A 15,597-nucleotide genomic window follows, 5' to 3' on the forward strand; every position below is an offset into this window, starting at 1 on the left:
GGGTTGTCTGGGGGCTGTTTCGGGGGCCCATTTTGGGCACCTACTGGTCGGGGGCCCCCCCCTACAGCGCCAAGCTACCGGGGCTGGCCATGGCGTTCCTCGCCGCCGCCGGACTGGCGGCGGCGGGCTCGGTGCTCGCCGTCGCGATGCTGCGGGACACCGGCTCAGGCGACGGTGGCCTCGAGCCGGGAACCGGAGCGGCCGCGGACGACGTGGAGCCTGCTGGGAATCCGCTGCCGCATCTCGTCGACGTGGCTGACGACGCCGACGACGCGACCGCCCGCGCGTAGTTCGTCGAGCACGCCCATCACCGCGTCGAGGGTGTCGGCGTCCAGGCTGCCGAATCCCTCGTCGATGAATAGAGTGTCCAGGACGAGACCACCCGATTCGGCGGCGACCACATCGGCCAAGCCAAGGGCGAGAGCCAGTGAGGCCATGAAGGTTTCGCCGCCGGAGAGGGTATTCGCGGAGCGGATGGCGCCGGTGTAGTCGTCGCGCACATCGAGGCCGAGGCCACCGCGTTTACCGCGCGGTCCCGCCTTGTCGGAGTGGACGAATTCGTAGCGGCCGCCGGACATCCGGCGCAGTCGCAGTGATCCCGCCACCGCGACTTCCTCGAGGCGAGCGGCGAGCACGTAGGAGCGCAACGACATCCGGCGATTGTTCTCGCCACGCCCCGCGACCACCTCGGCCAGCGTGGCCAGTTCGTCGAATTCCCGCTGCCTCGGCGCGATCCGCTCGACCTCACCCCACAGCTGGGTACCGAGCTGTTCCAGCTGCGCGACCCGCTCCGCCGCCGCCGACTGCGTGGCGACCGCTGTGGTCAGCGCGCGCTGAGCTTCGGCGAAGCGCTGTTCCAGCGCGGTCAGGTCGCCGGGGACCTGTTCGGCGACCGCCTGGATCTGCGGTTCGGCCAGCACCGCGTCGGCGTGGGCCCGTGCCCGGTCGGCGGCGGTGAGTTCGGCCTCGATGGCCGACTGTTGCTGCGCGGTACGGGCGACGGCGGTGACGACTTGGGCGTAGGCCGTGAGGAGCGCGACGTCGTCGCGCGGTGGTGCCGGTTCGGCCTCCGGCCCCGGTTCGTCGTCAACCAGGTCGTCGTCGAAAAGGTCGAACAGAGTGGGCATGTCGGGCTCGATGCGAACCGGACGTGCACCGCGTCCTGGACGCGAATCCGCCCGGCCGCCCGAATCGCCGCCGGCGGAAGCGGCTTGAACTCCGAGACCGCCGTCGACTCCCGAAGCGTCCGGTGTCCTTGCGCCACCATCGACCGCCGAACTACTCCCTGCCCCGGCATCTCCACCTGCCTCGGACGCATCCGCCGCCCCTGGACTCCTTTCGGCCGCCGAAGCACCTGCTCCCCCTGGCCCAGCCGCCGAATCAGGCGCCGACCCTGCACGACCGCCGGCCACGGAAGCAGCCACCGTCCCGGCGTCGGCCGCCGATCCATCCCCCGAACTGGCACCTCCATCCTTCGCCGAAGCGGCCGTTGTTCCGGTGCCGTCGTCGGCCACGGGGGCATCCGCTGTCGCGTCCGGGGGCGCGGCGTGGGTATTCGAGAGGTCGGCCTCGTCGTAACCTTTGGGCACGAAACCGGCTGCGCGAGCCAGGTTTTCCACGCGGGTGGCGATCTGCCGGACGGCGTCGCGGGCGGTGGATTCCTCGAGGCGGGCGGCGCGCAGGGCGGTGGCGGCGGTGACGAGGGATTCGAGGCGGGTGGTGCGGGCGTCGACGGAGTCGTCGGCGCCCGCGGCGGTGCGCAGGCGGCGGGTGAGTTCGTCGAGGCGGGTGCGGGTGGCCGCGATGGTGGCGGTGGCCGTGCCGAGGCGGGCGTCGAGGTCGCGGGACTGCTCGTGCAGGGCGGTTTCCTCGGCGCGCAGGGTGTCGAGGCGGGTGGTGAGGGCGGCGACGCGATCGGCGGTGTCGGCCGCGTCGTCGAAGCGGTGGGTGGCGGCGCGGACGCCGTCGGCCAGGGTGACCGGGTCGGCGTCGCCGCCGTGGGCGATCAGTGCCTCGATCTCGCGTTCGATGACGCCGATGCGCTCGGCGATCCGGTCGCGGGCCGCTTCGGCCGCTTGCTCGGCGGCGGTGGCGGCGTCCTCGGCGTCCTTGGACACCGCGTCATCGGTGGGCCGCGCGGGCTCAGGGTGCTCGGCGGACCCGCACACCGCGCACGGTGCGCCGACGGCGAGCGCGCCCGCGAGTTCGGCGGCCATGCCTGCCAGGCGACGCGAGCGCAGATCGAGTACGCGTTCCCTGGCATCGAGATGGTTTCGCCGGGCGGTGTCGAACTCGGCCTGCGCGCGATCCAAAGCCGGTCGCTGCTTGGCCAATTCGACGGCGGCGGCCGCCGACTCCTGCCACTTGCCGAGTTCGGTGCGCAGTCCGGGCAGTGCGGCGGCCGCGTCGGTCGCCTCCCGCAACTGCTCCCCCGCCCCGGCGATCACGGCGGGCAACTCGACGCGGCGCTGAGCCAGCGCGGTCGCCCGCTCGGTCAGGCGAGCCGCTTCGGCCTCGTGCGCGGCGAGGTCGGCGGTGAGCTGATGCGCGGTATCCGCATCGGCCCGCACCTCACCGAGCACACCGAGCAGGCCATTCCACTGGCTGGCCGCGCCATCGAGGTCACCCTCGACATCCCGCACACGGAGGCGGTCGACAGACCACCCGGCTCCCGGCCGAGAGTGCTGTATGACCTCCGTCTCGGATGAAGTTGCAACCTTCCCGGCGCTCGGCACCGATCGGCGTGCAGACTGCGCATCGTCCGCGCCGGTTGAGCCGCCCGGGGCGACTGATCGGCTGGGCTGCCTGGCGCCAGGACCTGATTGCGCGGGCCGTCCGTCCGACGCGTAAGCCGAGACATCAAGGCTCACAGCCGCATCGGTCTGCTCGTCGAGAACAACCGTCAGCAGGTCGATCCCCGCGATGTCGGCAGCTGCCTCGGCACCTAGCTGGATGGCCAACTCACCGGCGAAAGTTCGGGTCGACGACTCGGCACGACGCAGCGCGCGGACCGCCGATCGCGCCTCGTCGATGGCGTGAACGACCGGCTCGGCCCGGCGGGCTTGTTCGAGTTCGCGTTCCAGCTCGGCACGGCGCGGCGCCTCCGCCGTGTAGGTCGCCAGTTCCGCGCGGGCAGCCGCCATCCGGGCGTGCAGCCCGGCGATACGCCGCTGCTCCTCGGCCTCAGTGCGCGCTTCGGCCGATTCCTTGTGCCGCAGTTCGGCATTCGTGTTGGCCTCGGCCAGCGCGGTGCGGGCCACCGCCAGCAGATCTTGCGACCAGCTGACCGCGTCGAGGACGCCGACCGACTCCGAACCGCTGTAGCCCGCGGCCATACCGACCTTCGTGATGAGCCGGTCGATGCCCTGCTTGCGGGTGTCGAGATCGGCCGCGGACGCGCGACGACGATCAGCGAGCCACTGTTCGGCGGTGCCGAATCGCTGGGTGTCGAAGAGCTTTTCGAGCAGCTTCTCGCGATCTTCGTTCTCGGCGCGCAGGAATCGGGCGAAGTCACCCTGGGGCAGGAGCACGACCTGGAAGAACTGGTCGGCGCTCATGCCGAGCAGGCGCAGCACCTCGTCGCCGATATCGGTGAGCCTGGACAGGTTCTCGCCCGAGCCGTCGAGCCATTCGAGGGTGCCCTTGGCTTTGATCTCCGTGAACTTGGTGCTGTCTCGGCTGCTCGGCCGTTCGAAGGCAGGGCTGCGGGCGAGCCGCAGGCGCCTGCCACCGACTGTCGCTTCGAGCGTGACCTGTGGCGGCGTCTGCGCGTCGGCGTGGTCGGAGTGCAGCCGCTTGCCCTCGCCCCGCGCGCCGGGGACACTGCCGTACAGCGCGAACGCGATCGCGTCGAGCACGGTGGTCTTGCCCGCACCGGTGTGCCCGTGCAGCAGGAAAAGTCCGTCGGCGCCGAGCGCGTCGAAGTCGACGACGGTGCTGTCGGCGAACGGACCGAAGGCGACCATCTCGAGTCGATGCAGTCTCATGCCACACCACCGGCTACCGCGCCGGGCACGGCATCGACATGCCGACGGTCAGCTCCACCGCGCGGAAGGCTCACGCGGACACGTCCATGGCATCCGCGCCATCGATGTCCCGTTCCGATTCCACACGGCCCGAATCGGTTTCACGCACTGCCGCAGCCAAGGCCCGCTCCACCCACACCATCTCCCCCTTGCTCGGTTCCCCACGCACGTCGGTCAGGAAACTCGCCGCCACCTCGACATCGCGGCGGCCGTGCACCCGCTCGCGGTAATGCAACTCCGGATTGCCCTCGGGGCGAGCCCATTCCACGTGCACGGCGTGCGGGAACCGCTCGCGCAGCTTACGCATCGGATCGACCGGCCTGGTGCTGTCGACGAGGGTGGCCGAGACGTAATGCTGTTCGGCATCGGCGAATCCGGCATCGGTGAGCAGTTCGTCGAGCCTGCCGGTGAGCCTGCTGAGCCCGCGCACCAGCGGTAGCTCGTGGCGGTGCGCCGCGGCCAGACCGCCGGCGTCGAGGTCGACGATCCAGACCGCCTTGCGGTGGGAATTCTCGGCGAACGAGTACGGCAGCGGAGAACCGCTGTAGCGCACCGATTCCGAGAGGGTCTGCGGCGAATGCAGGTGGCCCAGCGCCACATAGTCGATCCCGTCGAACGCCGACATCGACACCGTCTCGACCCCGCCCACCGAGATCGACCGCTCCGAACCCGTCGCCTCCCCGCCGACGACGAACGCGTGCGCGAGCACCACCGAGCGCGTGCCCGGCCTGCCGTCCAGATCGGCGCGAATGCGCCCCATCGCCGCATCGAGGATCTCCGCGTGCGACCGCGCCTGCGGCACACCCAGTTCGGCGCGGGTGATCTCCGGCTCCAGATACGGGATGCCGTAGAAGGCCACCTCGCCGTGCGCGTCGGCGATCAGCACCGGCCGATCGGCGTCGGACACCCGGGTGCACAGATGCAGCCCGCCCGCCGCCGCGAAGCTGGCGCCCGCACCGAGCCGGGCGGGGGAATCGTGGTTGCCCGAGGTCGCCACGATCAGCGCGCCCGCTGCCCTGATCGCCTCGAAGCCGCGGTTGCAGACCGCGATGGCGTCGGCATTCGGAATGGACCGGTCGTAGACGTCGCCCGGCACCACGACCACGTCGACGGACTCGGCCGCGACCAGTTCCGCGATCGATGCCAGCACCCGTGCCTGGTCGGCCAGCAGGTCGACACCGTGGAAGGTGCGCCCGATGTGCCAATCGGAGGTATGCAGGATCCGCATGCCGCGAAACTTAGGCCACACCCCCGACAGAATTCAACTGTGGTTCGGCAAGGAAACACCAGCCCTGGGCTCGGGAGGAATGGGGGACCGAACTCCACGCCGGTCGCTGCTGGTTCACATGAGCTCGATGACCATCGCCAACGGCGCCCACCACTCGACTCGCGATGTACGACGACGACCACAAATGATTCTCCTACAGGTACTTTCGCGTGCGGTCGGGAACTTCTGCCGCACCCACCGAGAAAGCATAGCCAGATGCTATCGTGACGGGGTGCAGCTGGTCGTGGTGGTGAAGCTGCTCCCGACTCCGGAGCAAGCTGCTGCACTCGCCGGCACTCTCCGCACCACCAACACCGCCGCAACATGGCTCGCCGAACAGGCGCAGACTGCCGCCAGGCGCGGTCGGACCGAGCTGCAACGCAAGCACTACTCACAGGTCAAAGCGGTCGGTCTGTCGGCGCAGCCCGCGCTGCATGTGATCCGGAAGGTCGCTGACGCCTACACAACCCGCGCCGCGAATCTAATCGCCGGGAACTACGGGCCGAAGGGTAGCCGCCGCCGTGAGCGGGTCGAGAGCTCACCGATCCGGTTTCGGCCCGACGCTGCTCAACCATTCGATGACCGGTGCCTATCTTGGCAGTACGACACCCGAACAGTCTCCATCTGGACCACGGCGGGCCGGATGAAGAATCTCTGCTTCACCGGGTCCGCGGATCACTTGCAAGCCCTCCAGCTATACCGGCAAGGCGAAACCGACCTCGTCCACCGAAAGGGGGTGTGGTTCCTGTACGCGACCTGTGATATCCCCGAACCTGAGACACCGGAACCCGCCGGCTGGATCGGAGTGGATCTTGGGCTGGCGAACATCGCCACAACCAGTACCGGCTACCGGGCGGCAGGGCGCGCACTACGCCGCCATCGCGAACGCCAGCAGGAGCTGCGCCGGAAGCTACAGGCGAAAGGCACCAGGGCCGCGAAGCGGGTCTTGAAACGGCAGCGACGCAAAGAGTCTCGCCGCGCAATCGAGATCAACCATCAGATCAGCAAACGCATTGTGGTCGAGGCGCAACGCACCGCCCACGGAATCGGTCTCGAGGTACTGACCGGAATCCGTGAGCGGGTTCGGCTCCGCAAGCCCCAACGGGCCGCACTGCACTCCTGGGGGTTCCATCAACTCGGGTCGTTCATCGAATACAAGGCACGCCGCGCCGGAGTAGTCGTCGTGTTCGTGGACGCCGCCTATACCTCCCAAACCTGCCGGAAATGTGGGCACACGGGGCGGGCGAACCGCCCCAACCAAGCCAGATTCTGTTGCCGGGCGTGCGGTTTCGTTGAACACGCCGACCGGAACGCTTCTCACAATATCGCCGCCCGCGCGGCGAAGCAGTGGGGTAGCGGGGCGCAGTCAGCCGCCCCTACACCTACCTAGGTGTTGGACGTAACCCGCCTCCGGGCAGCCAGTCCGAGGGCGGAGTTACAAGCCTGGCAGTTTAGAACCAGGCAGTTGGCTCGACGCACTACACGAGGGTCATTCACCGGCGAGTCACCACGCCGGGTTGCTCGGTGATTGCGAGTTTGTCGGTGGGCTCGGGCACTATCGCCGCTATGACCGCCTCGATGCTCGTCGCGCTCGTCTTGGTATTCGCTGCCGGGTTCGGTCTCGGCTGGTTGGGGCATTCCGCCCGGGGCGGGCAACGCGCCGTCGCCGCGGAGGCCAGGCTCGCCGCCGCCGGGGACAATCAGCGGTTGCTGCAGCAATCGCTGCACGCGGCGAACGAGGATGCGGCGCGCAGGCATTCGGCCGCGATCGGGGCGATGGTCGATCCGCTGCGCGATGCCGTCGGCGCGTTGGAGCAGCAGATCCGCCAGGTCGAGCATCACCGGATCGACGCGTACTCGGGATTGCGGGAGCAGGTCGCCGGGATGCAGCGCACCTCGCATCGGCTCTCCGATCAGACCGGTCAGCTGGTCGCGGCGCTGCGCGCGCCGCAGGTCCGCGGTCGCTGGGGCGAGATCCAGCTGGAACGGGTCGTCGAGCTGGCCGGCATGACAAGGCACTGTGATTTCGACACCCAGGTCCACCGCGCAGGCGGCGACGATCGCGCCGGGGTGCGGCCCGACCTGGTGGTGCGGCTGGCCGGCGGCAGGCACATCGTCGTCGACGCGAAGGTGCCGTTCACGGCCTATCTCGACGCCGCGACCACCGACGACCCCACCGCGCGCGACCAGCTGCTGGCCCGCCACGCCAAGCATCTGCGCGCCCACGTCGACCAGCTGGCCGACAAGGCGTACTGGACGGCCTTCGATCCGGCGCCCGAGTTCGTCGTCCTGTTCGTGCCCGGCGACCCGTTCCTCGACGCCGCCCTCACCACCGATGCCGGGCTCCTGGAGTACGCGTTCGGCCGGAACGTGATCCTGGCAACCCCCACTACGCTGATCGCGCTCTTGCGCACCGTCGCGTTCAGCTGGCGGCAGGAAGCGCTGTCGCGCGATATGGCAACGGTGCAGCAATTGGGCAAGGAGCTCTACACGCGGGTTGGCAAGGTGGCCGAACATCTGGACAATCTGGGCGTGAATCTCGGTAAGGCAGTAGCGGCTTTCAACGCGACCGTCGGCTCCGTGGAGTCACGGGTGATGGTCACGGCGCGCCGGATGCACGATCTCGGGATCGCCGATCAGGAGCTCCCGGCAATCCGGCCGACCGAGACCAGACCGCGGGTCGTCGCCTTCGCCGACGCCGAGGATCGCCGCTGAGATCCCCGTGCCGCGGCGCCTGACGGCGCGTTGTGCGGTTAGTGTCATAGGGTGGCTGCTTCCCAACGTGCGCGACCCCGGGTGCCCGCGCCGCAACGTTCGATCATGCCCTCGGTGCCCGGCATCCCCGCCTGGGCCGCGATTCTGCTTGCCGCGGGCATGACGATGTTCGGGTTCCTGATCGACGCGCTCGGGGGCGAGACCTACCCGACCGGCACGTTCTCGGCGCTGTATGTGCTCGGCTGTGTGCTCGCCGTCTGCGCCGTGCGGTTCCGCGGCCTGTTCTCCACCATGGTGATGCCGCCGCTGCTGCTGTTCGTCGCGGTGCCGCTGGCCTGCCAGATGCTGGGTGGGCGCGCCACCACCTCCATCAAAGACGTGCTGATGAACCTGATCATCCCGCTGGTGGAGCGCTTCCCGACGATGATGCTGGCCACCGTGCTGGTGCTGGCGATCGGCGGCGCCCGGATCGCGATCGCCAAGCGCGCCCCCGCCACCGCGCGGCCCGCCACCGAACGCCGGACCGAACGCAAGACCGAACCCAACCCGGCCAAGCGACGCAGGCCGGAAACCCTCGACGACGCGACCCGCAGGCGCACCCGCCGCGCCACCGCCGTCCTGGACGACCCGGCCACCGAAGTCGACATGGCCAGCCCGGCCCGCCGCGCCCCACGCGCGACCGACCCCAAGCGCGCTCCCGCCGCGGCCAGGACACCGCGATCGGGCCGTGGCGGCGCAGCACCGCGCGAGGCCGAGCCGGCGCGCACGCCGCGCCGACGGGCCGACCCACAGCCGCACCCGCAGCCGACTGTGCGCTACCGCGACCGCGCCGACACCGGCCGCACCGAACGGCGCCGACCCGACAACGTGTAGGAAAACGAAGAATCCCCGCCGCGATCACGCGACGGGGATTCCTTCTTTATGGGCTTCAGTCAGTCCTGCGGCGCCGCATCGCGACGCGCGGCGCGCAGCTCACGCGGCAGCGAGAACACCAGCGTCTCGTTGGCCGTCGTCACCGGCTGCACCTCGCCGAAGCCGTGCTCGGCGAGCAGGTCGAGCACACCGGTCACCAGGATCTCCGGCACCGACGCACCCGAGGTGATGCCGATCGTCTGTACGCCGTCGAGCCAGGCGAGGTCGACTTCGCGGGCGTAGTCGACCAGGTACGCGGCACGTGCGCCCGCGCCGAGGGCGACCTCGACCAGCCGCACCGAGTTGGAGGAGTTGCGCGAGCCGACCACGATCACCAGATCGCATTCGGGAGCCATCGCCTTGACCGCGGTCTGGCGGTTGGAGGTGGCGTAGCAGATGTCGTCGCTCGGCGGATCCTGCAGCGTGGGGAACCGTTCCCGCAGCCGCTGGACCGTCTCCATGGTCTCGTCGACCGACAGCGTGGTCTGCGACAGCCAGATCACCTTCGACGGATCGCGCACGGAGACCTTGTCCACCGAGTCGGGGCCGTCGACCAGCTGCACGTGCTCGGGCGCCTCACCGGCGGTGCCCTCGACTTCCTCGTGGCCTTCGTGGCCGATCAGCAGGATGTCGTAGTCGTCGCGGGCGAAGCGCTTGGCTTCCTGGTGCACCTTGGTGACCAGCGGGCAGGTCGCGTCGATGGTGCGCAGGTTCCGTGCGGCGGCGGTCTCGTGCACGATCGGCGCGACACCGTGGGCGGAGAACACGACCAGCGCGCCCTCCGGCACCTCGTCGGTCTCGTCGACGAAGATGACGCCGCGCTCACGTAGCGTCTCCACCACGTGCCGGTTGTGCACGATCTCCTTGCGGACGTAGATCGGGGCGCCGTGCTTCTCCAGCGCCTTCTCCACGGTCTCGACGGCGCGGTCGACGCCTGCGCAGTAGCCGCGCGGCTCGGCCAGCAGCACGCGCTTGCCACCGGCAGCGGACGCGCCCGCGGAGCGCGTGATACCGACGTTCAAGGGAATTGCCGAGGTCATGATCCACAGCTTACGTGCGTCGCGCGGGCGGGATCAGGGCGGATCGGGGGGCGAAAGTCACATCCGGGCAGCCTGGACCTTTGCATCACAGGCGGTTTGCGGCAGGCTGGGACCATGTTCCGTCCTCCGTTCGTGGCCAGGGTCGCCGCCGGTGCCGCCGTGTACGCCTTAGAAGAGACCCGGCGGTTACCCGTCGCCGCGGTCAATTTCCCGATCACCGCGCTGAGTCGCGTGCTGCAGACGACGATGCATGTGCAGCAGTTCGTCACCAGCCTCGCGCTCAAGGGTGACCTCGTGTTCGAACGGCTAGGTTCGACTCCGCAGGAGCAGCCGGAGTGGGCCACCTTCGACGAGGACATCGCGCCCGAGCCCGCGGTCGCCACCAACGGCCACGCCAGCCGCTTCGATCTGTACACCGAGGAGCTCCCGGCCGAGCAGGCCAACGGCAAGGCCGCGCCCGCGTCGCTGCTGCTGCTCGAGACCGAGGCCGTCGAGCCCGCCGAGGAGCCTGCCGCCGAGCCGGAGGCCGACGAGGTGGCTGCCCCCGAGGTCGCCGTCCGCTACGACTACCCGGCGATGACGCTGGCCCAGCTGCGCGCCCGGCTGCGCATGCTGACCGTCGAGGAGCTGGCGCAGCTGCTGGCCTTCGAGCAGCAGACCCGCGCCCGCGCTCCCTTCGTCACCATGCTGACCAACCGCATCGCGACGGTGCAGGCGCAGTAGGGCTCTCTCCCTCCGACTTCGATGCGGCCGCAATCCGCGCCACCGGCGCCGGTTGCGGCCGCTTTTGTTTGTGTCGGTAGCGCCGCGTATACCTGACGTATGACTGAGGACGGCTCCGGCACTGCCGCGCAGGCAGGCGCACCGGGCAGTTCGGCGGAGCAGCCGTGGCCGGTGCGTTCGGTCGCGGTGAAGGTCGCGCAGTGGATCGACCGGCTCGGCAGTGTGTGGGTGGAGGGGCAGGTCACCCAGATCAATCTGCGGCCCGGCACGCGCACCGCCTTCCTGGTGCTGCGCGATACCTCGGCGGATATGTCGCTGTCGGTGACGTGTGATCCGGAGTTGTTGCGGCGCAGTCCCGTTCCGTTGACCGAGGGCAGCCGGGTCGTCGTCTACGGCAAGCTGCAGTTCTTCACCGGGCGCGGCACGCTGTCGCTGCGGGTCACCGAGATCCGGCCCGTCGGCATCGGGGAACTCCTCGCGCGGATCGAGCGGTTGAAGTCGCTGCTCGCGGCGGAAGGGTTGTTCGATCCGCGGCTCAAGCGGCCGCTGCCGTTCTTGCCCGGCACGGTCGGGCTGATCACCGGACGGGCAAGCGCCGCCGAACGCGATGTGTTGACCGTCGCCCAGAACCGTTGGCCCGCAGTCCGTTTCGTTGTGAAGAACACCGCGGTACAGGGACCGACGGCCGTGCCGCAGATGCTGGACGCGCTGGCCGCGCTGGATCGCGACCCCGCCGTCGACGTGATCGTGCTCGCCCGCGGCGGCGGCAGTACCGAAGACCTGCTGCCGTTCTCCGACGAGGCGCTGTGCCGGGCCATCGCCGCCGCGACCACCCCGATCGTCAGCGCGATCGGCCACGAACCCGACGCGCCGCTGAGCGATCTCGTCGCCGACGTGCGCGCCGCCACACCCACCGACGCCGCCAAACGCATCGTCCCCGACGCCGCCGCCGAACTCGCCGGTGTGCGCGAGATGCGGGCCCGCTCGGCCGCCGCGCTGCGCGGCTGGGTGCAGCGCGAAACCCACATCATCGCCCAGTTGCGCTCGCGCCCCGTCCTCGCCGATCCGCTGCGCGAACTGCGGCACCGCCACGACGAGGTGGAGCGGCTGCGCCTGGCGGCGCGCCGCACGGTCGAGCAGACGCTGCGCACCGAATCCACCGCGGCCGTGCACCTGCGCGAAAAACTCACCGCCGTCGGTCCCGCCGCGACGCTGGCCCGTGGCTACGCTGTCGTGCAGCGTGTCGCCGGACCGGAACGTCACGTGGTCCGCGCGATCTCCGACGCCCCAGCGGGCAGCCAGCTCCGCATCCGCGTCGCCGACGGCGCCGTCACCGCCGCCGCGCTCGGCACCCAGCGCCTGACACCCGCCACCGACGACAAGGGGAAATGATCGTGCCCGACGCCGGAACCGAGCCCGCCGACACCCTCGCCGAGATCGCCGCCTTCGGCTACGAACGCGCCCGCGACGAACTGGTCAATGTGGTCAAGATGCTCGAGCAGGGCGGCCTCGATCTCGACGACTCGCTCGCCCTCTGGGAACGCGGCGAGGCACTGGCGACCCGCTGCGAACAGCATCTGGCCGGTGCGCGCAAGCGCGTGGAGGACGCCATCGCGTCGCACGCCGACGACACAGGCGAGTAGGTCAATCGCTCACTTCGACAGCGGCTGCGCGGTGGTGACCGCCCGCGCCAGCGTGGTGAACGCGGCCTCGTTTCCCGCGCCGGTGATCAGCACTCGGACACCGCTCAGGTCGGCGATCCACGCCGACTCCTCGGTCGGCTCGGCGTAGACGACCCATTTCTGCCCGTCCACGTCCTGCGTTCCGGTGGCGTAGCGCGAGCCGAGCACGTGCCTGGCCAGTGCTTCCTCGGAAGCCGAGCTCTGCGAGAGCCGCATGTAGGTGCCCTGCGGGGTCAGATAGCCGACGGTGCTCACGGGGCCGCCACCTGCGGCGACGATGGTTTCGCGGCTGCCCGAGTTCGACACCCAGTCCTGCGGAAGATCCGGGTTGCGGATCGGGAACGGCAGCGACTTGGCGTCGGAGCGCAGCGCCGAGTCGGCGTCGAAATGCGGCACCTGACCTTGCGTCGGGCCGTTCGTGGCCACCGTGCACTGGCTCGCGGCGCCCGCCAGCACGATCGCGATCAGCACCAACGGGATCAGCGACCAGAACAGGTCGCGATAGTCGTTGAAGATCCGGTGCTTCTGCTGGGCCACGGCTACCAGTATCCACTCGACGCCGACCAGGGCTGTCAGCGGGCGTCCGAGGAGGTGGTGCACGACCGTGCCAGATCTGAATGCGACAATTGCCCCCGTACACCAACGCCAAGGAGGCACTCCGCAATGACGGCATCATCGCCCGCCCCCAGCCGCCGCGAGGCACCCGACCGCAACCTCGCACTCGAGCTGGTCCGCGTCACCGAGGCAGGCGCGATGGCAGCGGGCCGCTGGGTCGGCCGCGGAGACAAGGAAGGCGGCGACGGCGCGGCCGTCGACGCCATGCGCCAGCTGGTCAGCTCCGTCTCCATGAAGGGCGTCGTCGTCATCGGCGAAGGCGAGAAGGACGAAGCGCCGATGCTGTACAACGGCGAGGCGGTCGGTGACGGCACCGGACCCGACGTCGACTTCGCCGTCGACCCGATCGATGGCACCACCCTGATGTCGAAGGGCTCCCCCGGCGCCATCTCGGTGCTCGCGGTCGCCGAGCGCGGCGCCATGTTCGACCCGTCCGCCGTGTTCTACATGCACAAGATCGCCGTCGGCCCCGACGCCGCCGGCTCGATCGACATCACCGCCCCGATCGGCGAGAACATCCGCCGCGTCGCCAAGGCCAAGAAGTCCTCGGTCTCCGACCTCACCGTCTGCATCCTGGACCGCCCCCGCCACGCCGAGATCATCCAGCAGACCCGCGACGCGGGCGCCCGCATCCGCCTGATCTCCGACGGTGACGTCGCGGGCGCCATCGCCGCCGCGCGCCCCGAGTCCGGCGTCGACATCCTCGTCGGCATCGGTGGCACCCCCGAGGGCATCATCGCCGCCGCCGCACTGCGCTGCCTCGGCGGTGAACTGCAGGGCATGCTCGCCCCCAAGGACGACGAAGAGCGCCAGAAGGCCATCGACGCGGGCCACGACCTGGACCGCGTCCTGTCCACCACCGACCTGGTCGCGGGCGAGAACGTCTTCTTCTGCGCCACCGGCGTCACCGACGGCGACCTCCTGCGCGGCGTCCGCTACTTCGGCGGCGGCGCCTCCACCCAGTCGATCGTCATGCGCTCCAAGTCCGGCACGGTCCGCATGATCGACGCCTACCACCGCCTCACCAAACTCCGCGAATACTCCTCCGTCGACTTCGACGGCGACGACAGCGCCAACCCGCCACTGCCGTGACGGAAAGGCCCCGGGGTTTCGACCCCGGGGCCTTCTCGTATTCCTGACCGCGGTGTGGGATTTTCCGTAGGTGTGGGAACACCATTCGCGCTGATCTCGTCCTAGGGTCGAGGTATGGCTGATGACGACGTGCAGTACCGCATCGAGCACGACACGATGGGTGAGGTTCGGGTGCCTGTGGACGCGCTGTGGCGGGCGCAGACGCAGCGGGCTGTGGAGAACTTCCCGATCAGTGGGCGGGGGTTGGAGCGGGCGCAGATTCGGGCGCTCGGGCTGCTGAAAGCTGCTTGTGCGCAGGTCAACAAGGATCTGGGGTTGCTGGATCCGGTGAAGGCCGACGCGATTGTCGCCGCTGCCGACGAGATCGCCGAGGGGCGGCACGACGATCAGTTCCCGATCGATGTGTTCCAGACCGGGTCGGGTACCAGTTCCAACATGAACGCCAACGAGGTGATCGCCTCGATCGCCGCGCGCAATGGCGTGACCGTGCATCCCAACGACGACGTGAACATGTCGCAGTCGTCCAATGACACCTTCCCCACCGCGACGCATCTGGCCGCCACCGAGGCCTTCATCACCGATCTCGTTCCCGCGCTGGAACATCTGCGGATCGCGCTGCTGGACAAGTCGGAGCAGTGGCGCACCGTGGTGAAGTCGGGTCGCACGCATCTGATGGACGCGGTGCCGGTGACGCTGGGTCAGGAGTTCGGCGGGTACACCCGGCAGATCGAGGCGGGGATCGAGCGCGCGCTGGCCACCCTGCCGCGCCTGGGTGAGCTGCCGATCGGTGGCACCGCGGTCGGCACCGGACTCAACGCGCCCGCCGGGTTCGGCACCAAGGTCGTCGCGGAACTGGTGCGCAGCACCGGAATCGACGCGCTGCGCGAGGCACACGACCACTTCGAAGCCCAGGCCGCGCGCGACGGTCTGGTCGAGGCCTCCGGTGCGCTGCGCACCATCGCGGTCAGCCTGACCAAGATCGCCAACGACATCCGCTGGATGGGTTCGGGCCCGCTGACCGGGCTCGGCGAACTCCAGCTGCCGGACTTGCAGCCGGGTAGCTCGATCATGCCGGGCAAGGTGAATCCCGTTCTGCCCGAGGCGGTCACGCAGGTGGCGGTGCAGGTGGTCGGCAACGACGCGGCGATCGCCTTCGGCGGGGCGAGCGGAGCCTTCGAGCTCAACGTCTACATTCCCGTGATGGCGCGCAACCTGCTCGAGTCGATTCGCCTGCTGGCCAACGTCTCCCGCCTCTTCGCCGACAAGTGCGTCGTCGGCCTGGTCGCCAACGAGGAGCACCTGCGCACCCTGGCCGAGTCCTCCCCCTCGATCGTCACTCCGCTGAACTCGGCCATCGGCTACGAGGAAGCCGCCGCCGTCGCCAAACAGGCTCTGCGCGAGAAGAAGACGATCCGCCAGACGGTGATCGACCGCGGCCTCACCCCGGACAAGCTCTCGGTCGAGGAGCTCGACAGCAAGCTCGACGTGCTGGCGATGGCCAACGTGGACCGCAAGCCCTGAAACGA

At 69.6% G+C, this 15,597-nt stretch carries 12 protein-coding genes; 8 read left to right on the forward strand and 4 right to left on the reverse strand.

The genetic code is table 11. The features are described 5' to 3' along the window. Nucleotides 1-164 precede the first annotated feature (164 nt). The gene (locus ACFWF2_RS31030) at nucleotides 165-3,986 is read right to left on the reverse strand and encodes an AAA family ATPase (protein ID WP_379311036.1); all 3,822 of its coding nucleotides are present in this window, start codon (nucleotides 3,984-3,986) and stop codon (nucleotides 165-167) included. A gap of 70 nt (nucleotides 3,987-4,056) precedes the next feature. Next, nucleotides 4,057-5,253, reverse strand: a complete 1,197-nt coding sequence (locus ACFWF2_RS31035; RefSeq protein ID WP_379311037.1) for an exonuclease SbcCD subunit D — start codon at nucleotides 5,251-5,253, stop codon at nucleotides 4,057-4,059. Nucleotides 5,254-5,524: 271 nt separating this feature from the next. On the opposite strand from ACFWF2_RS31035, the gene ACFWF2_RS31040 reads away from it, so the two are divergent. The 3 genes from ACFWF2_RS31040 (at nucleotide 5,525) to ACFWF2_RS31050 (ending at nucleotide 8,880) form a co-directional block, all read left to right on the forward strand. Next, nucleotides 5,525-6,682: an RNA-guided endonuclease InsQ/TnpB family protein gene (locus ACFWF2_RS31040; protein WP_379311038.1), complete on the forward strand. Its 1,158-nt coding sequence runs from the start codon at nucleotides 5,525-5,527 to the stop codon at nucleotides 6,680-6,682. A gap of 176 nt (nucleotides 6,683-6,858) precedes the next feature. Continuing rightward, a complete protein-coding gene (locus ACFWF2_RS31045; RefSeq protein ID WP_379311039.1) occupies nucleotides 6,859-8,007 on the forward strand; it encodes a DNA recombination protein RmuC in 1,149 nt (382 codons plus the stop codon). A gap of 105 nt (nucleotides 8,008-8,112) precedes the next feature. Then, entirely contained in the window at nucleotides 8,113-8,880 is a 768-nt protein-coding gene (locus ACFWF2_RS31050; protein WP_379311040.1) for a DUF6542 domain-containing protein, read from the forward strand. Between the two features lie 59 nt (nucleotides 8,881-8,939). Here the strand turns inward: ACFWF2_RS31050 and ACFWF2_RS31055 are convergent, their stop codons facing one another. Then, the gene (locus ACFWF2_RS31055; protein WP_379311041.1) at nucleotides 8,940-9,959 is read right to left on the reverse strand and encodes a 4-hydroxy-3-methylbut-2-enyl diphosphate reductase; all 1,020 of its coding nucleotides are present in this window, start codon (nucleotides 9,957-9,959) and stop codon (nucleotides 8,940-8,942) included. A gap of 114 nt (nucleotides 9,960-10,073) precedes the next feature. On the opposite strand from ACFWF2_RS31055, the gene ACFWF2_RS31060 reads away from it, so the two are divergent. From ACFWF2_RS31060 to ACFWF2_RS31070, 3 genes are all read left to right on the forward strand, one after another. Further along, nucleotides 10,074-10,682, forward strand: coding sequence for a lipid droplet-associated protein (locus ACFWF2_RS31060; RefSeq protein WP_379311042.1), 609 nt, complete (start codon nucleotides 10,074-10,076; stop codon nucleotides 10,680-10,682). A 99-nt stretch (nucleotides 10,683-10,781) separates the two neighbouring features. Then, entirely contained in the window at nucleotides 10,782-12,074 is a 1,293-nt protein-coding gene (xseA, locus tag ACFWF2_RS31065) for an exodeoxyribonuclease VII large subunit (protein ID WP_379311044.1), read from the forward strand. Then, nucleotides 12,071-12,325 carry an exodeoxyribonuclease VII small subunit gene (locus ACFWF2_RS31070; RefSeq protein WP_379311045.1) on the forward strand — a complete coding sequence of 85 codons (255 nt, stop codon included), beginning with the start codon at nucleotides 12,071-12,073 and terminating at the stop codon, nucleotides 12,323-12,325. The genes xseA and ACFWF2_RS31070 overlap by 4 nt, the downstream gene beginning before the upstream one ends. 9 nt (nucleotides 12,326-12,334) lie before the next feature. Here the strand turns inward: ACFWF2_RS31070 and ACFWF2_RS31075 are convergent, their stop codons facing one another. Beyond that, entirely contained in the window at nucleotides 12,335-12,901 is a 567-nt protein-coding gene (locus tag ACFWF2_RS31075; RefSeq protein WP_379311046.1) for a DUF4245 domain-containing protein, read from the reverse strand. Between the two features lie 126 nt (nucleotides 12,902-13,027). Here ACFWF2_RS31075 and glpX point away from each other — a divergent pair, with 126 nt between their 5' ends. Together glpX and ACFWF2_RS31085 are read left to right on the forward strand one after the other, a co-directional pair. Beyond that, on the forward strand, nucleotides 13,028-14,071 hold the full coding sequence (glpX, locus tag ACFWF2_RS31080; RefSeq protein WP_189026226.1) for a class II fructose-bisphosphatase: 1,044 nt from the start codon (nucleotides 13,028-13,030) through the stop codon (nucleotides 14,069-14,071). A gap of 114 nt (nucleotides 14,072-14,185) precedes the next feature. Then, entirely contained in the window at nucleotides 14,186-15,592 is a 1,407-nt protein-coding gene (locus ACFWF2_RS31085; protein WP_379311047.1) for a class II fumarate hydratase, read from the forward strand. The last annotated feature ends 5 nt before the right edge of the window (nucleotides 15,593-15,597 follow it).

The organism is Nocardia sp. NPDC060259 (assembly GCF_042728775.1).
Taxonomy (GTDB): Bacteria; Actinomycetota; Actinomycetes; order Mycobacteriales; family Mycobacteriaceae; genus Nocardia.

Coding starts and splice junctions, on each gene's coding strand:
- ACFWF2_RS31030 (WP_379311036.1), bottom strand. CDS start 3,986: ATGAGACTGCATCGACTCGAGATGGTCGCCTTCGGTCCGTTCGCCGAC.
- ACFWF2_RS31035 (WP_379311037.1), bottom strand. CDS start 5,253: ATGCGGATCCTGCATACCTCCGATTGGCACATCGGGCGCACCTTCCAC.
- ACFWF2_RS31045 (WP_379311039.1), top strand. CDS start 6,859: ATGACCGCCTCGATGCTCGTCGCGCTCGTCTTGGTATTCGCTGCCGGG.
- ACFWF2_RS31050 (WP_379311040.1), top strand. CDS start 8,113: ATGCCCTCGGTGCCCGGCATCCCCGCCTGGGCCGCGATTCTGCTTGCC.
- ACFWF2_RS31055 (WP_379311041.1), bottom strand. CDS start 9,959: ATGACCTCGGCAATTCCCTTGAACGTCGGTATCACGCGCTCCGCGGGC.
- ACFWF2_RS31060 (WP_379311042.1), top strand. CDS start 10,074: ATGTTCCGTCCTCCGTTCGTGGCCAGGGTCGCCGCCGGTGCCGCCGTG.
- xseA (WP_379311044.1), top strand. CDS start 10,782: ATGACTGAGGACGGCTCCGGCACTGCCGCGCAGGCAGGCGCACCGGGC.
- ACFWF2_RS31070 (WP_379311045.1), top strand. CDS start 12,071: ATGATCGTGCCCGACGCCGGAACCGAGCCCGCCGACACCCTCGCCGAG.
- glpX (WP_189026226.1), top strand. CDS start 13,028: ATGACGGCATCATCGCCCGCCCCCAGCCGCCGCGAGGCACCCGACCGC.
- ACFWF2_RS31085 (WP_379311047.1), top strand. CDS start 14,186: ATGGCTGATGACGACGTGCAGTACCGCATCGAGCACGACACGATGGGT.